Genomic DNA, 15,658 nt, shown 5'->3' with positions numbered 1-15,658 from the left:
CTGCTAGTGCGCTTTACCCAGCGCGGTCAAGCTCGCGGTAGTGCGTGCGTGCTTCGTCGGGAGACCCGCGCCGCTGTGGCAGCGAGGTGATCTCAACTACGCGCACTTCATTACCGATTGCTAAAGTCAGCACGTCGCCTGCTACAACATCTTCGGATGCGCGCATCACATGCTTTCTATTGCAGCGTAAAGAGCGGCTTGCGATCATCTTTTGTGCGCGGGATCGGGTCCGCGCGAATCTGAGATAGACCAGCAGCCGGTCGAGCCGCATTAGCGCAAGAGGTCCGCCAAAGCATCGAAGGCGCCGCTGGCCTTGGCTGGGCCAGTGTCGGGCTTCTTACTGCGGTTTTGCGGTTTACCCTGTGGCCGCCCTTGGGGTGAGCCTTTGCCCCCTTTGCCGTGTTTTGCGCTCTTATGCTTGCCGTCTTCACGCTTGTTATTGGTGCCAGCGCCTTTGCCCTTGGCATTGGGGCGGCGTCGGCGCGGATTGTCGTCGCCAGCGCGCTTCGGTCGCCAGGTCCAGCTGTCGGGTGCGGGCGGTCCAAATGCACCTTCGGCGAGCGAGCGGGCGCGCTGCACCCGGAAACCCGCCGCGCTCAGCAGGCGGCGCGCATTGTCTTCTTCCAGACCAATTGAGATCGGCAGCGCCAGATCAAGCGCAAATTTCAGATTGCGCTGCTTGCCCGCTTTTTCCTGCGCTTTGCCGCGCGCATCGAAGGCCGCGCGGAAAATCTTCTCCGCCAGATCAACCCGGATCGCTTGAGTGCCGGCTGGACGATATCCAGCAGGGAGGCCCTTTGCCTCAGGGATGACCGGCAACATAGACGGGTTCAGCGGCCGTTTGTCGACGCCCAGTGCATGCAGCAATTGCCGCGGGGCTGGTTTCAGCAAAGGCGCAGCGAAAATATCAAGCGCGCCGAAAGTCACGCCGAGCTTGCGCAGGAACGGGCGCATTTCCTTGGGTAGATGCTCCAGCCCCGCCTTTTCGCGAGTCACAACCCCGCGCGCATCGATCAAGATATGCAGCAAAGCGCGCGCTTGCGATCCAGCCTCTGGGTCGCGCGCCGCCTCGGCCAGCTTGCGCAATGGCTCAAGCGGTTCCAACTGGCTTGTCAGCCACTGAGTCAGCCCGGCCTCCAGCGCAGTCCTGGGTGCCTCTGGCAAGGCCGAGATATCGCGCGCCAATATCAGGCGTGGCGCTGCGAAATCCTCTGGCCCAGAATTCGCCGAAAAGGTGATCTCGGCCAAAGTGCGATCTTGCCAACGGATAGCGCCGCGAGACAATTCCAATTCGCCAAGCCCCTCAGCCAGCAGCCAATTGGCCCGCTGCGTCAGGATCGTCGGCAGCGCCTTTTCTCCAGCGGCGAGCAGCATTTTGCGGTCGGCAACCGTGGCATTGGGGTCAACCACAAAGCGGAACCCATCGAGCCGCCCAATCGGCTCGCCCTCAACGCACATTTGCCCATCAGGCTCCAGCGTAACTGGCAATGCGTCGGCATCTTGTCCCAGCGACTTCATAAGTATTGTCGTCCTCCGATTGACGAACCTCTCGGTGAGCCGCCCATGCAGCGCATCCGATAATTTTGCTTCGACCGCGCGGGCGCGAGCAGCCATCTCATCCCGCGCCAGCACCCAATCGGGCCGCTGGCAAATATAGGCCCAGGATCGAATCGCGGCGATCCTACCCTGAAGTGTATCAATATCCCCTTGCGTGCGGTCCAGCTCTGCAATCCGCGCGGCAGCAAAGTCTGCGCCGATATAGCCATCGGCCATATCTTGCCAGAGCCGCGCGACGAACCGGGCATGATTGTCGGGGCCGATTTGGCGGAAATCAGGAAGGCAGCAGGCCTCCCAAAACCGCCGGACCTGCCCACTACCGCGAACAGTGCGGCCCAGATCATCCTCGGCCAGACGCTTTAGAACAGCGAGGTCAATCGCCCTGGGGGCTGCCGTCAAAACATCACTTTGAGGCTTGCTTTCCAGATCTCCGATCAAAGTGCTAATGCTGTCAAAGCGCGGCTCCGCCTCGCGCCAGAACAGCTTGGTCAGCGGCGCGAATTGATGCTCCTCAATCGCGTAAATCTCTTCCTCAGCAAATTCGAGCGATGCGCCGTTGCGCGTGCCGCCTCCGGCAAGCGTGCCGAAGCTGCCATCGGTCTGGTGCCGCCCGGCGCGGCCTGCGATCTGCGCCATCTCTGCGGGGGTCAGGCGGCGTTTGCGGCGGCCATCAAACTTGCTCAGCGCTGCGAAGGCGACGTGATGCAGGTCAAGGTTGAGGCCCATGCCAATCGCATCAGTGGCGACGATGTAGTCAACGTCGCCGTTCTGGAACAATTCGACCTGTTTGTTGCGCGTTTGCGGCGATAGCGCGCCCATCACCACCGCTGCGCCGCCTCTAAACCGCCGCAGCATTTCCGCCATCGCGTATACTTGCTCGACAGAGAATGCGACGATCGCGCTGCGCGGGGGCAGGCGCGACAGTTTCGTCTGACCGGCATGGGTTAGGGTGGAGAAACGCGGACGCTCGACCAGTTCAGCGTGCGGGATCAACTGTTTGACGATCGGCTCCAGCGTGGCTGAACCCAGGATCATGGTCTCTTCGCGGCCGCGCGCATTGATCAGCCGGTCGGTGAAGATATGGCCGCGCTCTGGATCTGCGCCAATCTGAGCCTCATCAATTGCGACAAATGCGTGATTGCCGCCTGTGCGGTTCATCGCCTCCATCGTGCAGCAGAAATAGCGCGCGTTTTCCGGCTCAATCCGCTCTTCACCCGTGATCAGCGCGACTTGCGCATCACCCTTGATCGCGCGAACCCGGTCATAAACCTCCCGTGCCAGCAGTCGCAGCGGAAAGCCCATCATCCCGCTGGAATGGGCGCACATCCGCTCAATCGCCAGATGCGTCTTGCCGGTGTTGGTCGGCCCAAGCACCGCTCGAACGCGGCTGTCGCTGTGATTTTGGCTGGGGTTCCAAGAGGGTCGGGCAGTCACATCATCGCTTGTGTCACCGCGACCGGCCTGCTGCAATGTCCCACGAACAATCCCTTAGACAGATTCTCCACAAGTCACCGCTTGGGCGAGTCCTTTGGTCGTGAGTTAAGGCAGCGTTTACTTTAATCGTGCAGGAAATCAGCCAATAGAGGTGATGCGCCGCCGGATTCGGGCCAGGCGCGCAGATTAGCAAGCCTTGCCAGTTTTAGGATGCGAGTTGGATCACGCACGCGACATTGCTGATGGCGAAATCGCCAGCTCTGCAGATTCTGCGGATCTGATGGACGTGGCTGACACGAATCTTGTGGGCCCTGAGGCGGGCGCATGCGATGCCCATGATGACGCGGACCTGTTCAGTTATTTTGGCGACAACGCTCCGGAAACCGGCGACGCTGGCACCGCCGTATCGACCAAGGTTTCGCTCACCCGCGCTGGCACTTGGCGCGATCGCTATGACGAGTGGAAGCATTCAGTCGAGGATCGCCTCGCAGCGATTGATCTTGCCCCCGATTTGGCGAGCAATATCGGCAGTCGCCGGTGGTTTCGCGGGTTTGGCACTATGGTCGGCCTGGCCGCTGTGGCGCTCGCTTTCTGGCCGGACATGAGCCCGCTTGAGGCCCGGCCAGCGATGAAAATCGATGCGGCCGCCCATGATGAGCTGCGCAGTCAGATGATTATGCCGCTGGCTCTGGGCGCCGACTCCGGTCGCCGGATGAGCCCGACCCCTGAGGTTATTCCGCTCACCAGCGCGCCTGAGCGCCCACAGATCGAGCTCGTTTCGACTTTGGCGGAAGGCGATAGTTTCCAAAGCATGCTTCGCCGCGCAGGCCTGTCCTCCAGCGACGTCAGCCGGGTGAGCGAGCTTGTGTCTGGCGCAATGCCGCTCAGCGAGATTGATGCTGGCACGCAAATGGACATCATTTTGGGCCGGCGCGAGGCGGACGGCGCGCCTCGCCCGCTCGATGAGCTGTCCTTTCGCGCTCGTTTCGACCTAGAACTGGCGATCACGCGGGAAAGCGGCGCTTTGGCGCTGGAACGCAACATCATTCGCGTGGATGAGACACCCTTGCGCATTCGCGGGACTGTGGGCGATAGCCTCTATCGCTCCATGCGCGCAGCGGGCGCTCCGGCCAGCGCCGTGCAAGACTACATCAAGGCGATTGATGAGCAGATCGATATGGACCGAGAGGTTCGATCGACCGACGAGTTCGACATGATCATATCCTACCGCCGCGCCGCCACGGGCGAACGCCAGGCAGGCAAATTGCTCTATGCCGGTGTTGATCGCGGCGGAACGTCCAAGACGCAATTGATGCGCTGGGGTGAGGATGGCCGCTTTTATGAGGCCTCCGGTGTTGGCGAACAGCGCGGCGGCTTGGTCGCCCCTGTACCCGGCCCGATTTCTTCACGCTTTGGCATGCGCCGTCACCCAATCCTCGGCTATCGCCGGATGCACTCAGGCATGGATTTCCGTGCTCGTCACGGAACGCCAATCGTGGCCGTTACCGATGGGCGAGTAACCTCGGCTGGCCGCGCTGGCGGCTGCGGCAATGCGGTGAAGCTGGATCATGGCGGCAATCTGTCCACCCGCTATTGCCACATGAGCCGAATGTCGGTGAGCCGCGGGCAAAATGTTCGGCGCGGACAAGTGATCGGCTATGTTGGCTCAACTGGGCTCTCAACCGGGCCGCACCTCCACTATGAAATGTACCGCGGCGGCCGCGCAATTAACCCGGCCAGCGTCAAATTCGTTACCCGAGCGCAATTGTCTGGTGAAGAACTCAAGAAATTCCGCGCCGCCCTTGGTCGTTTGAAAACGGTTGAACCAGGCCTCGCGCTGAAAGACCTGACCCCGACCAGTGAAGAGGTGGAAGCGCCTCTGCGCGAGATCGAGAAGCTCGACAGCGTCAAAGAGGTGGAATAGCGCGCCCGCTTTTGGCGGCGGTTGTTATTCCCCCAAGCTCCAGAATTTGCGGCGTGATTGCACGCGCTCCAAATTTGCGGCAACAGGTTGCCCATGACTGGCAGCTATCCGAACACCCGCCTTCGCCGCACACGCTCCACCGGATGGAGCCGCGCCTTGCACCGCGAAACTATGCTGACTTCGGCGGATTTGATCTGGCCCTTGTTCGTAACCGATGGCGAGGGAGTGGAGGAGCCGATCGCCACGCTGCCCGGCGTCTCGCGCTGGTCGGTCGATGGCATTGTCGAGCGCGCGAAAGAGGCGATTGCTCTGGGTATTCCGGTGATCGCGCTGTTCCCCAACACTCAGGCGGACAAACGCAGCGATGACGGCGCAGAAGCGCATAATCCCGACAATCTGATGTGCCGCGCGATCCGCGCGATCAAGGCGGAGTGCGGCGATGAGATCGGTGTGCTCACCGATGTGGCGCTCGATCCCTACACTGCGCATGGGCAGGACGGCCTGCTCAATGATGCGGGCTATGTCGTGAATGACGAAACGGTCGCGATGCTGGTCGATCAGGCGTTGAACCAGGCAGAGGCGGGCGCGGACATCATCGCTCCATCGGATATGATGGACGGACGCATTCACGCGATCCGCATGGCGCTGGAAATGGCCGGGCACACCAATGTCCAGATCATGAGCTATGCGGCGAAATATGCGAGCGCGTTCTACGGGCCGTTCCGCGATGCGGTTGGCTCTGGCGGGCTGCTGAAGGGCGATAAGAAGAGCTATCAGATGGATCCGGCCAACACTTTGGAGGCCTTGCGCGAGGTGGAATTTGACCTGGCCGAGGGCGCTGACAGTGTGATGGTGAAGCCTGGCCTCGCCTATTTGGATATTGCAACACGCGCGAAGGACCAATTTGGCGTTCCCGTGTTCGCCTATCAGGTCAGCGGCGAATATGCGATGATCGAGGCCGCCGTGGCGGCCGGGGCGGGAGACCGCGATGCGCTGGTGCTGGAGACATTGCTGGCGTTCAAACGTGCGGGATGCTCCGGGATACTCACCTATCATGCCGCGCACGCCGCGCGTCTTCTCAATGGCTGACTTTCGCCACGAGACGGAGCGGCTCATCCTGCGCGATTGGCGTGAGGAGGATTGGCCTGAGTTCTGGGAAGGCACCAACACGCCAGCAGTGATGCAATGGCTGGGCGGCGTGATCGACGAATCAGGTCAGGACAATGCGCGCCGTCGGTTAGAGGGGTATCATGCCGATCACGGCCACACCTTCTGGGTTGTAGAACGCAAATCTGACGGAGCAATTCTGGGGTTTTGCGGCCTGAAGCGCTGCAATGAACCCAAGGGCCCCATTGGCGATATGGAGGCCGGATGGCGTCTGCGCGAAAGCGCCTGGGGCCAGGGCTACGCCAAAGAAGCGGCTCAGGCCTCGCTTGAAATCGCGTTTCGCAAATTTGGTGCGCCCCATGTCATCGCGCTGACGGTGGAGGGCAATGCTGCAAGCTGGGGCCTTATGAAAAAGCTCGGGATGCAGCGCCGGCCCGATATGGATTTTCCGGACACTGTCTCTTGGGCGGAAGGTGAAAACATAATCGTTTACCGTATCGAGAAAGACGATTGGGAAGCCCCAAATGGGTGAGATTGTGCTGACGACCGAGCGATTGCAGCTGCGCCAGATTGGTGAGGATGACCTTGAAGCGCACTTAAAGCATCTCAACTCTCCCGCTGTGATGGCCAAGCTGGGCGGTCCGCGCACCGCCAAGCAGCTGGCAGAGAAGCACGAGGCCTCGCGCGCAGGCTTTGTGCAGGATGGGTTCGGCTTTATGTTTGCCTGCGATCGCAAGACTGGTGAGCTGGTCGCGCATTGCGGGATGAAACGCGTTTCCAACCCGCTTGCGCCCAATATTGGCGATCATGAGATCGGCTGGCTCGTGCGCGAGGATCGCTGGCGTCAGGGTTTAGCCGAAGAAGCGATGCGCGCCGTAATCCAATGGGCGTTTGACACGCATAACGCTCCGCATCTGGTTGCGCTCACCAGCGAGAGCAATATTGGCAGTTGGAAACTCATGGAGAAGCTCGGCATGCAGCGCCGCCCAGAGCTCGATTTTGACGATCCGTTCTTTGCCCCCGAACACAATCCAACCATTCAATACTCGCTCACCCGCGAGCAATGGGAGAACCATATATGAGCTCCGCCCAGCTACATCCCGGCGTCAATATCATCGAGATCCATGGCAAGACGCCTAAGATCCACGAAACCGCGTTTATCGCGCCCGGATGCACCATCATCGGCGATGTCGAGATCGGTGCAGGCAGCTCGATCTGGTACAATTGCGTGCTGCGCGCAGATGTCGCGCCAATCCGCATTGGCGAACGCACCAATGTGCAAGACGGAAGCGTGCTGCATTGTGACGGGCCAAAACCGGGCGATCCCGATGGCTGTCCGCTGATCATCGGGGATGATGTGCTAATCGGTCATATGGCGATGGTGCATGGCTGCACGATTGAGGATCGCGGCTTTGTCGGGCTGGGGGCGATTGCGATGAACAAATCCGTGATCGGCTCCGACGCTATGCTGGCAGCGGGCGCGATGCTGACCGAGGGCAAGGTGATGGAGCCGCGCATGCTGTGGGCCTAGCCGCCCGGCTAAGCCAATGCGCGAGCTAAACGATGCCGCGATTGCCGGTATGCGGCTGGGCGTGGCGCATTATGCGGAGAATGCAAAGCACCATGCAGAGGCGGTGGGCGAAGCGCTGGGCTAACGCCGCACCGCGCATTTCCGCCTAACCCTGCGTGTTCAGATGTCGCAGCATGTGCGGCACCAGATCCGCCTTGCCTAGCTCTACACCCAGGCTGCGCATGATCGCGTAGGCGATGCTGGTGTGGAAATAGAAGTTCGGAAACGACCAGTCGGCGATATAGTGGGCAACGGACAAGCGAAATTTCATCCCATTTGGCAGCTCCAGATCGACCATGGTGTCATCTGGCAGGAGCGCCTGCTCATCAAAGGCATCGAGCATGGCAAGAGTTTCAGCGAGCCTAGCCTTTGCCTCCGCCAGAGTGGTTGGATCATCTTCATTCGATGCCAGTTCAGCGCTTGAAATCGTGTTGAGCGATTGCCGCGGAAAATTGGCTAGCATCCGGATTTGCGTTGCAAAAGGCAGCATGTCCGGCGCGAGGCGGCCATCAATGATCGTGTCGGCGGCTTCATGGGAAGCAGCCTTGTCCAGCATTCCAGACAGGGCGGTGAGCATATTGCGATAGGTTGTGATGGGCATTGTGACCTCCAGTTGCAATTTGCAACTTAGGTGCTGGGCGCGATTGGTCAATCCCTGATAAGCGACCTTAGGTTGTCCAACCGGTCCGCCTCATGCACCGGCTTATCCCAGCGGATGCGGTGGATGCGCGGGAAACGCATGGCCAGGCCGCTCTTGTGCCGCTTGCTCGAGTGGACACTGTCAAACGCGACCTCGAACACCAGCGTCCGCTCCACCTCGCGTACCGGGCCAAAGCGGTTGAGCGTGGTTTGGCGCACTAGCTTGTCGAGCTTCTTCAGCTCAGCATCGGTGAAACCCGAATAGGCCTTACCCACGGGCAGCAGTTCGGCGCCCGCGTCTGGGTCGCCGTCCCAGCAGCCAAAGGTGTAGTCGGAATAGAAGCTCGACCGCCGCCCAGAACCGCGCTGCGCATACATCAGCACGCAATCCACCAGCAGCGGATCACGTTTCCACTTGTACCACAGCCCAACCTTGCGTCCGGCGATATAGGGCGCGTCCCTGCGCTTCAGCATCAGTCCCTCGATGGCGTCCTCGCGCGCGCCTTCACGGATTTCGGCAAGATGCGAAAAGTCGCGCGCCGCAACTATTTGCGAGAGGTCAAAGTGACTATTGGGCAGACGCGGCATCACCGCCTCCAAAGCCGCGCGGCGCCGTTCCCAACCCAGCTCACGCAGATCTTCACCTTCGAGCAACAAGACGTCATAGAGCCTCACAAAGGCCGGTAGCTCGGCGAGCATCTTCTTGCTGACCTTCTTGCGGCCTAGGCGCTGCTGCAAGGCGTTGAAGCTGGCTGCGCCGCCAGTCTCTCCGCCTTGAACCGATCCGCGCACCATCAATTCGCCATCGACCACCGCATCGATCGGCAAGACGTCGAGCAATTCGGGGAATGTCGCGGAGATATCATCGCCGGAGCGGGAATAGAGCCGTGTCTCGCCATTCACGCGTACCAATTGGACGCGGATGCCATCCCACTTCCACTCCGCGGCATAGTCGCTGAGGTCCAACTCCTCTTCCTCCAGAGGATGGGCGAGCATGAAAGGGCGGAACATAGGCCGGTTCGTGACATCCGGCGGATCGCCTCCATCGGCGGCCCAGGCGAACAGCTCGGCATAGGGCGGCTCCAGCGCGTGCCAATATTCCTCGACCTCTTCGACCGAGACATCAAAGCTTTGCGCAAACGCTGTCTTCGCAAGCCGAGCGGAAACCCCAATCCGCATGCCGCCAGTGGCAAATTTGATCAGGGCAAAGCGGCCATTCTCATCGAGCCGGTCGAGCAGCTTGGGCAGTTCGGTGGGGGCGCTGGCTCGGGTCAGGGCGGAGAGTGTCTCTACCACTTCGGCAATGCTCGGCGAGCTCTCCGATGACGCACTGCCTTCTGGCCACAGCAGGCTTGCCGTTTCCGCCGTGTCGCCGACGAAATCGCGACTCAGCGTCCATAACACCGGGTCGACGCGTTCCTTTAGGAGATTGCGGAAGGTGTTAGCCTTCACCGCCGGGAAATCGACCGATCCCGTCAGCGCTGCCAGTGCCCATCCGCGATCGGGATCGGGCGTCTCGCGCAAATAGGCGGCGATCAGGGCCAGCTTGCGGTTGCGGCTGGTGGTGTAGACGAGCGCATTGATGAGTGCGGCGAACTCTTCCACCTATTCGCCCTCTTCCTCGCGCCCGACCATTGCGAGTGCGCGTGCCTTTCGTTGGCCCAGCTCGCACCACCGCAGTAGCGCCTCTTCGCGCCCGTGCGTGATCCAGGTTTCGGTCGGATTCACCTCGAGGATGGTGCTGGTCAGTTCGTTCCAATCGGCGTGGTCTGAGATAATCAGCGGCAATTCAACGCCGCGTTGCCGAGCTCGTCCGCGCACTCGCATCCACCCACTCGCCATGGCGGTGATCGGATCGGGCAGCCGCCGCGACCACCGGTCATTGAGCGCTGCTGGTGTTGCGACGACGATGTGCCCGCGCATGTCGTCCTTCTCCGCTTCCGCGACCAGCCGCAATTCACCCAGATCGACGCCGTGTTCCTCATAGAGGCGGCACATTTTCTCCATCGCGCCATGAAGATAGATCGGCTGGTCATGGCCCGCCGCGCGCAATTCTGCGATCACCCGCTGCGCCTTGCCCAAGGCATAGGCGCCAACGGCGACGCATTGGTCGCGATTGGCGGCGAGCACGCCGAGCAATTTGGCCATTTCCTGCTCAATCGGCGGATGCACGAACACGGGGAGGCCAAAGGTCGCCTCTGTGATGAACACGTCGCATGGCACCACTTCGAAGGGCGCGCAGCTGGGGTCGTGACGCCGCTTGTAGTCACCCGTAATTACCACCCGCTCTCCGGCGTGCTCCAGCAGGATTTGCGCGCTGCCGAGCACGTGGCCTGCGGGGACAAAAGTCGCCTTTACTCCTCCGGGCAGGTTGATCGTCTCGCCATATTGCACCGGAGTCGCCTTTGAGGGCATCTCCCCCTCGCCGTTCTCAATGCCAGTGCGATAGCGCAGGGCCATGATCGCCAATGTTTCTGGCGTGGCGATTGTCTCTCCGTGCCCGCCGCGCGCGTGGTCCGCATGGCCATGGGTGACCAGCGCACGGTCGACGGCGCGCCCCGGATCGATCCAGCAATCCGCAGGGACGATCTGTACGCCCCATGGCTCGGGCCGGATCCAGGAAAATGGGGCGCTCATGACTTAAATACGAAAAAGGGCGCGAACCGTATGCTGGCGCGCGCCCCTTTTCTTTGGTTTGGTTGGCTTAGCTTTCGCTATCGCCGCCTCCCGTATCGCTCCCGCCGGTATCGCTGCCAGAGGCCTCTGGCTTGGTATCGCCGTTATCCTTTGCAGGCGGTGCCTTTTTCGCGGCGGGCTTTTTCTTCGCAGGAGCCTTGCGCTTCGGCTTGGCCTTGGGCGGGGCGGGGGTGAGTTCAAAGGTCGGCTTACCGTCCTTGATCCCGACATGCACTTCACCGCCATCGGCGAGCTTACCGAACAGCAGCTCCTCAGCGAGCGGCTGCTTGATCTTGTCCTGCAGCAAGCGGCCCATTGGCCGCGCGCCATAGAGCTTGTCATAGCCTTTTTCGGCCAGCCAATCGCGCGCGTCACCGTCAAACTGAATGTGGACGTTTTGCTCGGCCAGTTGCAGTTCGAGTTGCAGGATGAACTTGTCGACCACTCGAGCCACAGTGCTCCTACCCAGATAGGCGAATGGCACGATCGCATCCAAGCGGTTGCGGAATTCCGGCGTGAACATCTTCTTCACAGCCTCGCTGCCTGCGTCTTCCTTGGATACGTCGCCAAAGCCGATGCCCTGGCTCGCCATGTCGGATGCGCCGGCATTGGTCGTCATGATCAGCACAACATTGCGGAAATCGACCGTTTTGCCGTGGTGATCGGTCAGACGGCCATTATCCATCACCTGCAGCAGGATGTTGAACAGGTCCGGGTGGGCCTTCTCAATCTCATCGAGCAGCAGGACGCAATGCGGGTTCTGATCAACCGCATCGGTTAAAAGACCCCCTTGGTCGTAACCAACATAGCCTGGAGGCGCACCGATCAGGCGCGAAACGCTGTGGCGCTCCATATACTCAGACATGTCGAAACGCTTCAGCTCAATGCCCATGATCGAGGCGAGCTGACGCGCGACCTCGGTCTTACCAACGCCGGTTGGACCGCTGAACAGGAAGCTGCCAATTGGCTTGTCTGGATCGCGCAGACCAGCGCGGGACAGTTTCATCGCCGTCGACAAGCGGTGGATCGCTTCATCCTGGCCAAACACAACGTGCTTCAGGTCGCGTTCGAGGTTCTCGAGCGCTTTCTTATCGTCCTTGCTGACCGATTTCGGCGGGATGCGCGCCATTGTCGCGATGACTTGCTCAATCTCGCGGGCAGTGATCTTCTTCTTGCGGCGGCTGGGCGGCAGCAGCATTTGCATCGCGCCCACCTCATCGATCACGTCGATCGCCTTATCTGGCAATTTGCGATCATTGATATAGCGCGCGGACAGCTCGACCGCCGTTTTCAGCGCATCGGGCGTGTATTTCACGTTGTGATGCTCTTCGAAGGCCGTTCGCAGGCCTTTGAGAATCTTGATGGTGTCTTCAACCGTTGGCTCGTTCACGTCGATTTTCTGGAACCGGCGCAGCAGCGCGCGATCCTTTTCGAAGTGATTGCGGAATTCCTTGTAGGTGGTCGACCCGACACAGCGGATGGTGCCGCCAGACAGGGCCGGTTTTAGCAAGTTGGAGGCGTCCATCGCCCCGCCGCTGGTCGCGCCCGCGCCGATAACGGTGTGAATTTCATCGATGAAGAGCACCGCATGCGGCATTCCTTCAAGCTCGGTTACGACCTGCTTCAAACGTTCCTCAAAATCGCCGCGATAACGCGTGCCCGCCAGCAAAGCGCCCATATCGAGCGAGTAGATTACCGCCTCATTGAGCACCTCAGGCACTTCGCCTTCGACAATCTTGCGCGCGAGCCCTTCGGCAATCGCGGTTTTACCGACGCCAGGATCGCCGACATACAGCGGGTTGTTCTTGCTGCGGCGGCACAGGATCTGGATCGTCCGATCAACCTCGGGACCGCGGCCGATCAGCGGATCGACTTTGCCCGCCTCCGCCTTGGCGTTTAGATTGACGGTGAACTGATCGAGCGCGGTTTCTTTCTTCGCCGCTTCAGCAGGTTTCTCGCCGCCTTCCGGCTGCGGCTCGTCAGAGCCTTGCGCAGATTTCGCCTCCAGCTGGCGGCCGCCCTTGCCGATGCCGTGGCTGATATAGCTCACCGCATCGAGCCTGCTCATATCCTGTTGCTGCAGGAAGTAGACGGCATAGCTGTCACGCTCTGAGAAAAGAGCGACCAGCACATTAGCGCCTGTGACTGTATCCTTGCCCGAGGATTGCACATGCAAAATGGCGCGCTGGATTACCCGCTGAAAGCCAGCGGTTGGCTGCGGATCGGCCTCTTCCTCGGTCTTAAGTGATTGATATTCTTGATCGAGATACTGTTTTACGACCTCGCCAAGCTCCGCCAGATCGACCCCGCATGCGGCCATCACTTGGGCTGCGTCTTCATCATCGATCAGCGCGAGCAGCAAATGCTCCAGCGTGGCATATTCGTGGCGACGCTCCGACGCATGGCCAAGTGCGTGGTGCAGCGTTTTCTCTAGGTTCTGGGCAAAACTGGGCATGGGTCTGATTGTCTCTGGCTTAAACGGTTTGGCTTGCTGTTGGTCCGCGCGAATGCGCAGACCTCGGCGCTTGCAGCATATATGGGACGCCCTTTCTCAATTGCGACTCTGCACATGGGCTAAACCCACAAGACGGCATAAATCGGGCGGCGGGCTGTGGGATGGTACTATCCGCCCGGCTTCTTAAACAGGGCATCGGCCGCCTGCATATGCGCGGCGGTTTTCGCAGAATGGGCAGAAACTCGAGCGATTTCAGCCTCTAACAAAGCAATCCGTTCGCTGAGTTCGTCTTGCGAATAAGGCGCCAAATCCTCCGCTGCGAGTTTGCTCGCCGCGTCTCCTTTTGCGCGTGGCTGATCGTCGTCTTCCATATTGGTTCACAACATCGCAAGCAGAACGGCTTGCTGTCAATCCGCGCCATCGTTAATCGCCACCACTACCGAAGTTTCTCGCGTCTGACCCCGGGGCAAGGGGCAGGCCAATGAAGCGTGGCAAGGGGCAACACGATGGTCGATCACAATTCGGCGGCACTTCCGCAGCATATGCAGGCGATTGGTTTCGATGCGCCGGGCGGGCCCGACGTTCTGGTTCTGGAGCAAGCGGACGTTCCGCAGCCCGGTCCGCAAGATGTTCTGATCCGCGTGGCTTTTGCCGGGGTCAATCGGCCCGATTGCATTCAGCGCGCGGGCAATTACCCCGCGCCTGCCGGAGCCTCGCCGATCCTTGGCCTGGAGGTTGCGGGCGAGGTTGTGGCGGTAGGGACTGAAGTTCCGCCAGAGATGCTCGGCAATCGCGTTGCGGCGCTGACGCCGGGCGGCGGATATGCGGAATATTGCACGGCCCCGTGGCAGCATTGCCTGCCTGTGCCCGGTGACATGCCCTTGGAAAAGGCCGCGGCTTTGCCAGAGACATTGTTCACCGTGTGGCACAATGTGTTTGAGCGCGGGCTGGCCTGCGATGGGGAGCGGCTGCTGGTGCACGGCGGCACCTCTGGCATTGGCACTATGGCGATCATGCTGGCCAAGGCGTTTGGCGCAGAAGTGATCGTGACCTGCGGCGATGACGAGAAATGCGCCGCCGCGCGCGAGATTGGCGCGGATCTGGCGATCAACTACCGCTCGCAAGACTTTGTCGAGGCGATCAAGCAGCACACCAATGGAGAGGGCGTGAACATCGTGCTCGACATGGTTTCTGGCGATTACGTCCCGCGCAACCTCAAATGCCTCGCTGAGGATGGGCGGCATGTCACCATTGCGATCCTCGGCGGCGCGAAGGCAGAGATCAACATGGCGTTCGTAATGATGCGCCGCCTGGTGCTGACCGGATCAACCCTGCGCCCGCGCTCTGATGCGTTCAAGTCGGCGCTGGCTGAAGAGATCACGCGTCATGCCTGGCCATTGTTCGTAAGCGAAGAACTCGCCCCGATTATGGATCAGACCTTCCCCTTGGCAGAGGCCGCTGAGGCCCATGCCCGGATGGAGGCGGGCGACCACATCGGCAAGATTGTGCTAGAGGTATGCGGTGGCTGAAACCTATCACCTGCACGAGGACCCTCGCAGCGGAAACTGCTACAAAATCAAGCTGACCGCAGCGCTGGTTGGGCACGAGATCACCGCCACTCAATATGATATTCTGCAGGGCGAAACGCGTACGCCGAACTTTCTTAAGACTATTAATGCCAATGGCCGTATCCCGGTTCTTCAAATCGACGGAGACCAAGGAACGCGCTTTTTGCCAGAGAGCAATGCGGCGTGCTGGTATTTGGCGTCGGGCTCACCGCTCATCCCGCAAGATCGCTTTGCGCAGGCCGATATGCTGCGTTGGATGTTCTTTGAGCAATACAATCACGAGCCCAATGTTGCGACTCTGCGATTTTGGCTGGCAATTGTGGGCAAAGCCAATCTGTCTCCAGGGCAATCCGCTCAACTCGAGGCCAAAAGGGCGGCTGGTGAGGCGGCGATTGCGCTTCTGGATCAGCAGCTGAGCGAGTCGGCATTTCTATGCGGCAATCAAGCGACTTTGGCGGATATCGTCCTGTTCCCATACACCCACGTTGCGGATCAGGGCGGGATCGACCTCGAAAGCTACAGCAACGTTTGCGCCTGGATTGACCGCATCAAGGGATTGCCCGGCTTCACGCCAATGGTTTGAACCGCTGATGGGCGCGTTCTCGCGCTCAATCCGAGCCCTATTTGAAAGAATTTCAGGCCGAATTGCGCGCTAAGCCGCGTCATGTGCTGAACTCGCTTGCTCAATGCGGCGCAATTGCCTATCTACGGTCTCGCAACGGCCGCTC

At 60.4% G+C, this 15,658-nt stretch carries 13 protein-coding genes and 1 pseudogene; 7 read left to right on the top strand and 7 right to left on the bottom strand.

Features of this window, described 5'->3' with window-relative positions:
• Nucleotides 1-13: 13 nt before the first annotated feature.
• Both AC0V6U_RS13975 and AC0V6U_RS13970 read right to left on the bottom strand, forming a co-directional pair.
• Complete coding sequence (locus tag AC0V6U_RS13975; RefSeq protein ID WP_486169502.1) at nt 14-271, bottom strand: S4 domain-containing protein; 258 nt, start codon at nt 269-271, stop codon at nt 14-16.
• Nucleotides 271-2,991: a helicase-related protein gene (locus AC0V6U_RS13970; RefSeq protein WP_472643739.1), complete on the bottom strand. Its 2,721-nt coding sequence runs from the start codon at nt 2,989-2,991 to the stop codon at nt 271-273. The genes AC0V6U_RS13975 and AC0V6U_RS13970 overlap by 1 nt, the downstream gene beginning before the upstream one ends.
• Nucleotides 2,992-3,271: 280 nt before the next feature.
• On the opposite strand from AC0V6U_RS13970, the gene AC0V6U_RS13965 reads away from it, so the two are divergent.
• From AC0V6U_RS13965 to AC0V6U_RS13945, 5 genes and pseudogenes are all read left to right on the top strand, one after another.
• Nucleotides 3,272-4,915, top strand: coding sequence for a M23 family metallopeptidase (locus tag AC0V6U_RS13965; protein WP_472645776.1), 1,644 nt, complete (start codon nt 3,272-3,274; stop codon nt 4,913-4,915).
• 93 nt (nt 4,916-5,008) lie between these two features.
• Nucleotides 5,009-6,004 (top strand): porphobilinogen synthase, encoded by a 996-nt coding sequence (hemB, locus tag AC0V6U_RS13960; protein ID WP_472643738.1) that lies wholly within the window; start codon nt 5,009-5,011, stop codon nt 6,002-6,004.
• On the top strand, nt 5,997-6,554 hold the full coding sequence (locus tag AC0V6U_RS13955) for a GNAT family N-acetyltransferase (protein WP_472643737.1): 558 nt from the start codon (nt 5,997-5,999) through the stop codon (nt 6,552-6,554). The genes hemB and AC0V6U_RS13955 overlap by 8 nt, the downstream gene beginning before the upstream one ends.
• The gene (locus AC0V6U_RS13950) at nt 6,547-7,104 is read left to right on the top strand and encodes a GNAT family N-acetyltransferase (protein ID WP_472643736.1); all 558 of its coding nucleotides are present in this window, start codon (nt 6,547-6,549) and stop codon (nt 7,102-7,104) included. Before AC0V6U_RS13955 ends, AC0V6U_RS13950 begins: the two co-directional genes overlap by 8 nt.
• Nucleotides 7,101-7,677: pseudogene (locus AC0V6U_RS13945) on the top strand (gamma carbonic anhydrase family protein). Before AC0V6U_RS13950 ends, AC0V6U_RS13945 begins: the two are co-directional and overlap by 4 nt.
• A 21-nt stretch (nt 7,678-7,698) precedes the next feature.
• Here the strand turns inward: AC0V6U_RS13945 and AC0V6U_RS13940 are convergent.
• The 5 genes from AC0V6U_RS13940 to AC0V6U_RS13920 all read right to left on the bottom strand — a co-directional run bounded on the left by AC0V6U_RS13940 (nt 7,699) and on the right by AC0V6U_RS13920 (nt 13,733).
• Complete coding sequence (locus AC0V6U_RS13940) at nt 7,699-8,193, bottom strand: DUF1993 domain-containing protein (RefSeq protein ID WP_472643735.1); 495 nt, start codon at nt 8,191-8,193, stop codon at nt 7,699-7,701.
• A 47-nt stretch (nt 8,194-8,240) separates the two neighbouring features.
• Complete coding sequence (locus AC0V6U_RS13935) at nt 8,241-9,836, bottom strand: cisplatin damage response ATP-dependent DNA ligase (protein ID WP_472643734.1); 1,596 nt, start codon at nt 9,834-9,836, stop codon at nt 8,241-8,243.
• Nucleotides 9,837-10,868 (bottom strand): ligase-associated DNA damage response exonuclease, encoded by a 1,032-nt coding sequence (locus AC0V6U_RS13930; RefSeq protein WP_472643733.1) that lies wholly within the window; start codon nt 10,866-10,868, stop codon nt 9,837-9,839.
• Between the two features lie 67 nt (nt 10,869-10,935).
• Nucleotides 10,936-13,362 carry an ATP-dependent Clp protease ATP-binding subunit ClpA gene (gene clpA / locus AC0V6U_RS13925; protein WP_472643732.1) on the bottom strand — a complete coding sequence of 809 codons (2,427 nt, stop codon included), beginning with the start codon at nt 13,360-13,362 and terminating at the stop codon, nt 10,936-10,938.
• Nucleotides 13,363-13,529: 167 nt separating this feature from the next.
• Complete coding sequence (locus AC0V6U_RS13920) at nt 13,530-13,733, bottom strand: DUF1192 domain-containing protein (RefSeq protein ID WP_472643731.1); 204 nt, start codon at nt 13,731-13,733, stop codon at nt 13,530-13,532.
• A gap of 135 nt (nt 13,734-13,868) precedes the next feature.
• Here AC0V6U_RS13920 and AC0V6U_RS13915 point away from each other — a divergent pair, with 135 nt between their 5' ends.
• Together AC0V6U_RS13915 and AC0V6U_RS13910 are read left to right on the top strand one after the other, a co-directional pair.
• Nucleotides 13,869-14,891 (top strand): NAD(P)H-quinone oxidoreductase, encoded by a 1,023-nt coding sequence (locus tag AC0V6U_RS13915; protein ID WP_472643730.1) that lies wholly within the window; start codon nt 13,869-13,871, stop codon nt 14,889-14,891.
• Entirely contained in the window at nt 14,884-15,513 is a 630-nt protein-coding gene (locus AC0V6U_RS13910) for a glutathione S-transferase family protein (RefSeq protein ID WP_472643729.1), read from the top strand. Before AC0V6U_RS13915 ends, AC0V6U_RS13910 begins: the two co-directional genes overlap by 8 nt.
• The last annotated feature ends 145 nt before the right edge of the window (nt 15,514-15,658 follow it).

It is taken from the genome of Erythrobacter sp. W36 (genome assembly GCF_057364935.1).
The sequence above is the reverse complement of the archived record's forward strand: the minus strand, read 5'-3'. Positions and strand labels throughout refer to the sequence as shown.

What these genes read in the sequence shown, in the direction of transcription:
- AC0V6U_RS13975 (WP_486169502.1), bottom strand. Translation starts at nt 271, where the DNA reads ATGCGGCTCGACCGGCTGCTGGTCTATCTCAGATTCGCGCGGACCCGA.
- AC0V6U_RS13965 (WP_472645776.1), top strand. Translation starts at nt 3,272, where the DNA reads ATGGACGTGGCTGACACGAATCTTGTGGGCCCTGAGGCGGGCGCATGC.
- hemB (WP_472643738.1), top strand. Translation starts at nt 5,009, where the DNA reads ATGACTGGCAGCTATCCGAACACCCGCCTTCGCCGCACACGCTCCACC.
- AC0V6U_RS13955 (WP_472643737.1), top strand. Translation starts at nt 5,997, where the DNA reads ATGGCTGACTTTCGCCACGAGACGGAGCGGCTCATCCTGCGCGATTGG.
- AC0V6U_RS13950 (WP_472643736.1), top strand. Translation starts at nt 6,547, where the DNA reads ATGGGTGAGATTGTGCTGACGACCGAGCGATTGCAGCTGCGCCAGATT.
- AC0V6U_RS13940 (WP_472643735.1), bottom strand. Translation starts at nt 8,193, where the DNA reads ATGCCCATCACAACCTATCGCAATATGCTCACCGCCCTGTCTGGAATG.
- AC0V6U_RS13930 (WP_472643733.1), bottom strand. Translation starts at nt 10,868, where the DNA reads ATGAGCGCCCCATTTTCCTGGATCCGGCCCGAGCCATGGGGCGTACAG.
- clpA (WP_472643732.1), bottom strand. Translation starts at nt 13,362, where the DNA reads ATGCCCAGTTTTGCCCAGAACCTAGAGAAAACGCTGCACCACGCACTT.
- AC0V6U_RS13920 (WP_472643731.1), bottom strand. Translation starts at nt 13,733, where the DNA reads ATGGAAGACGACGATCAGCCACGCGCAAAAGGAGACGCGGCGAGCAAA.
- AC0V6U_RS13915 (WP_472643730.1), top strand. Translation starts at nt 13,869, where the DNA reads ATGGTCGATCACAATTCGGCGGCACTTCCGCAGCATATGCAGGCGATT.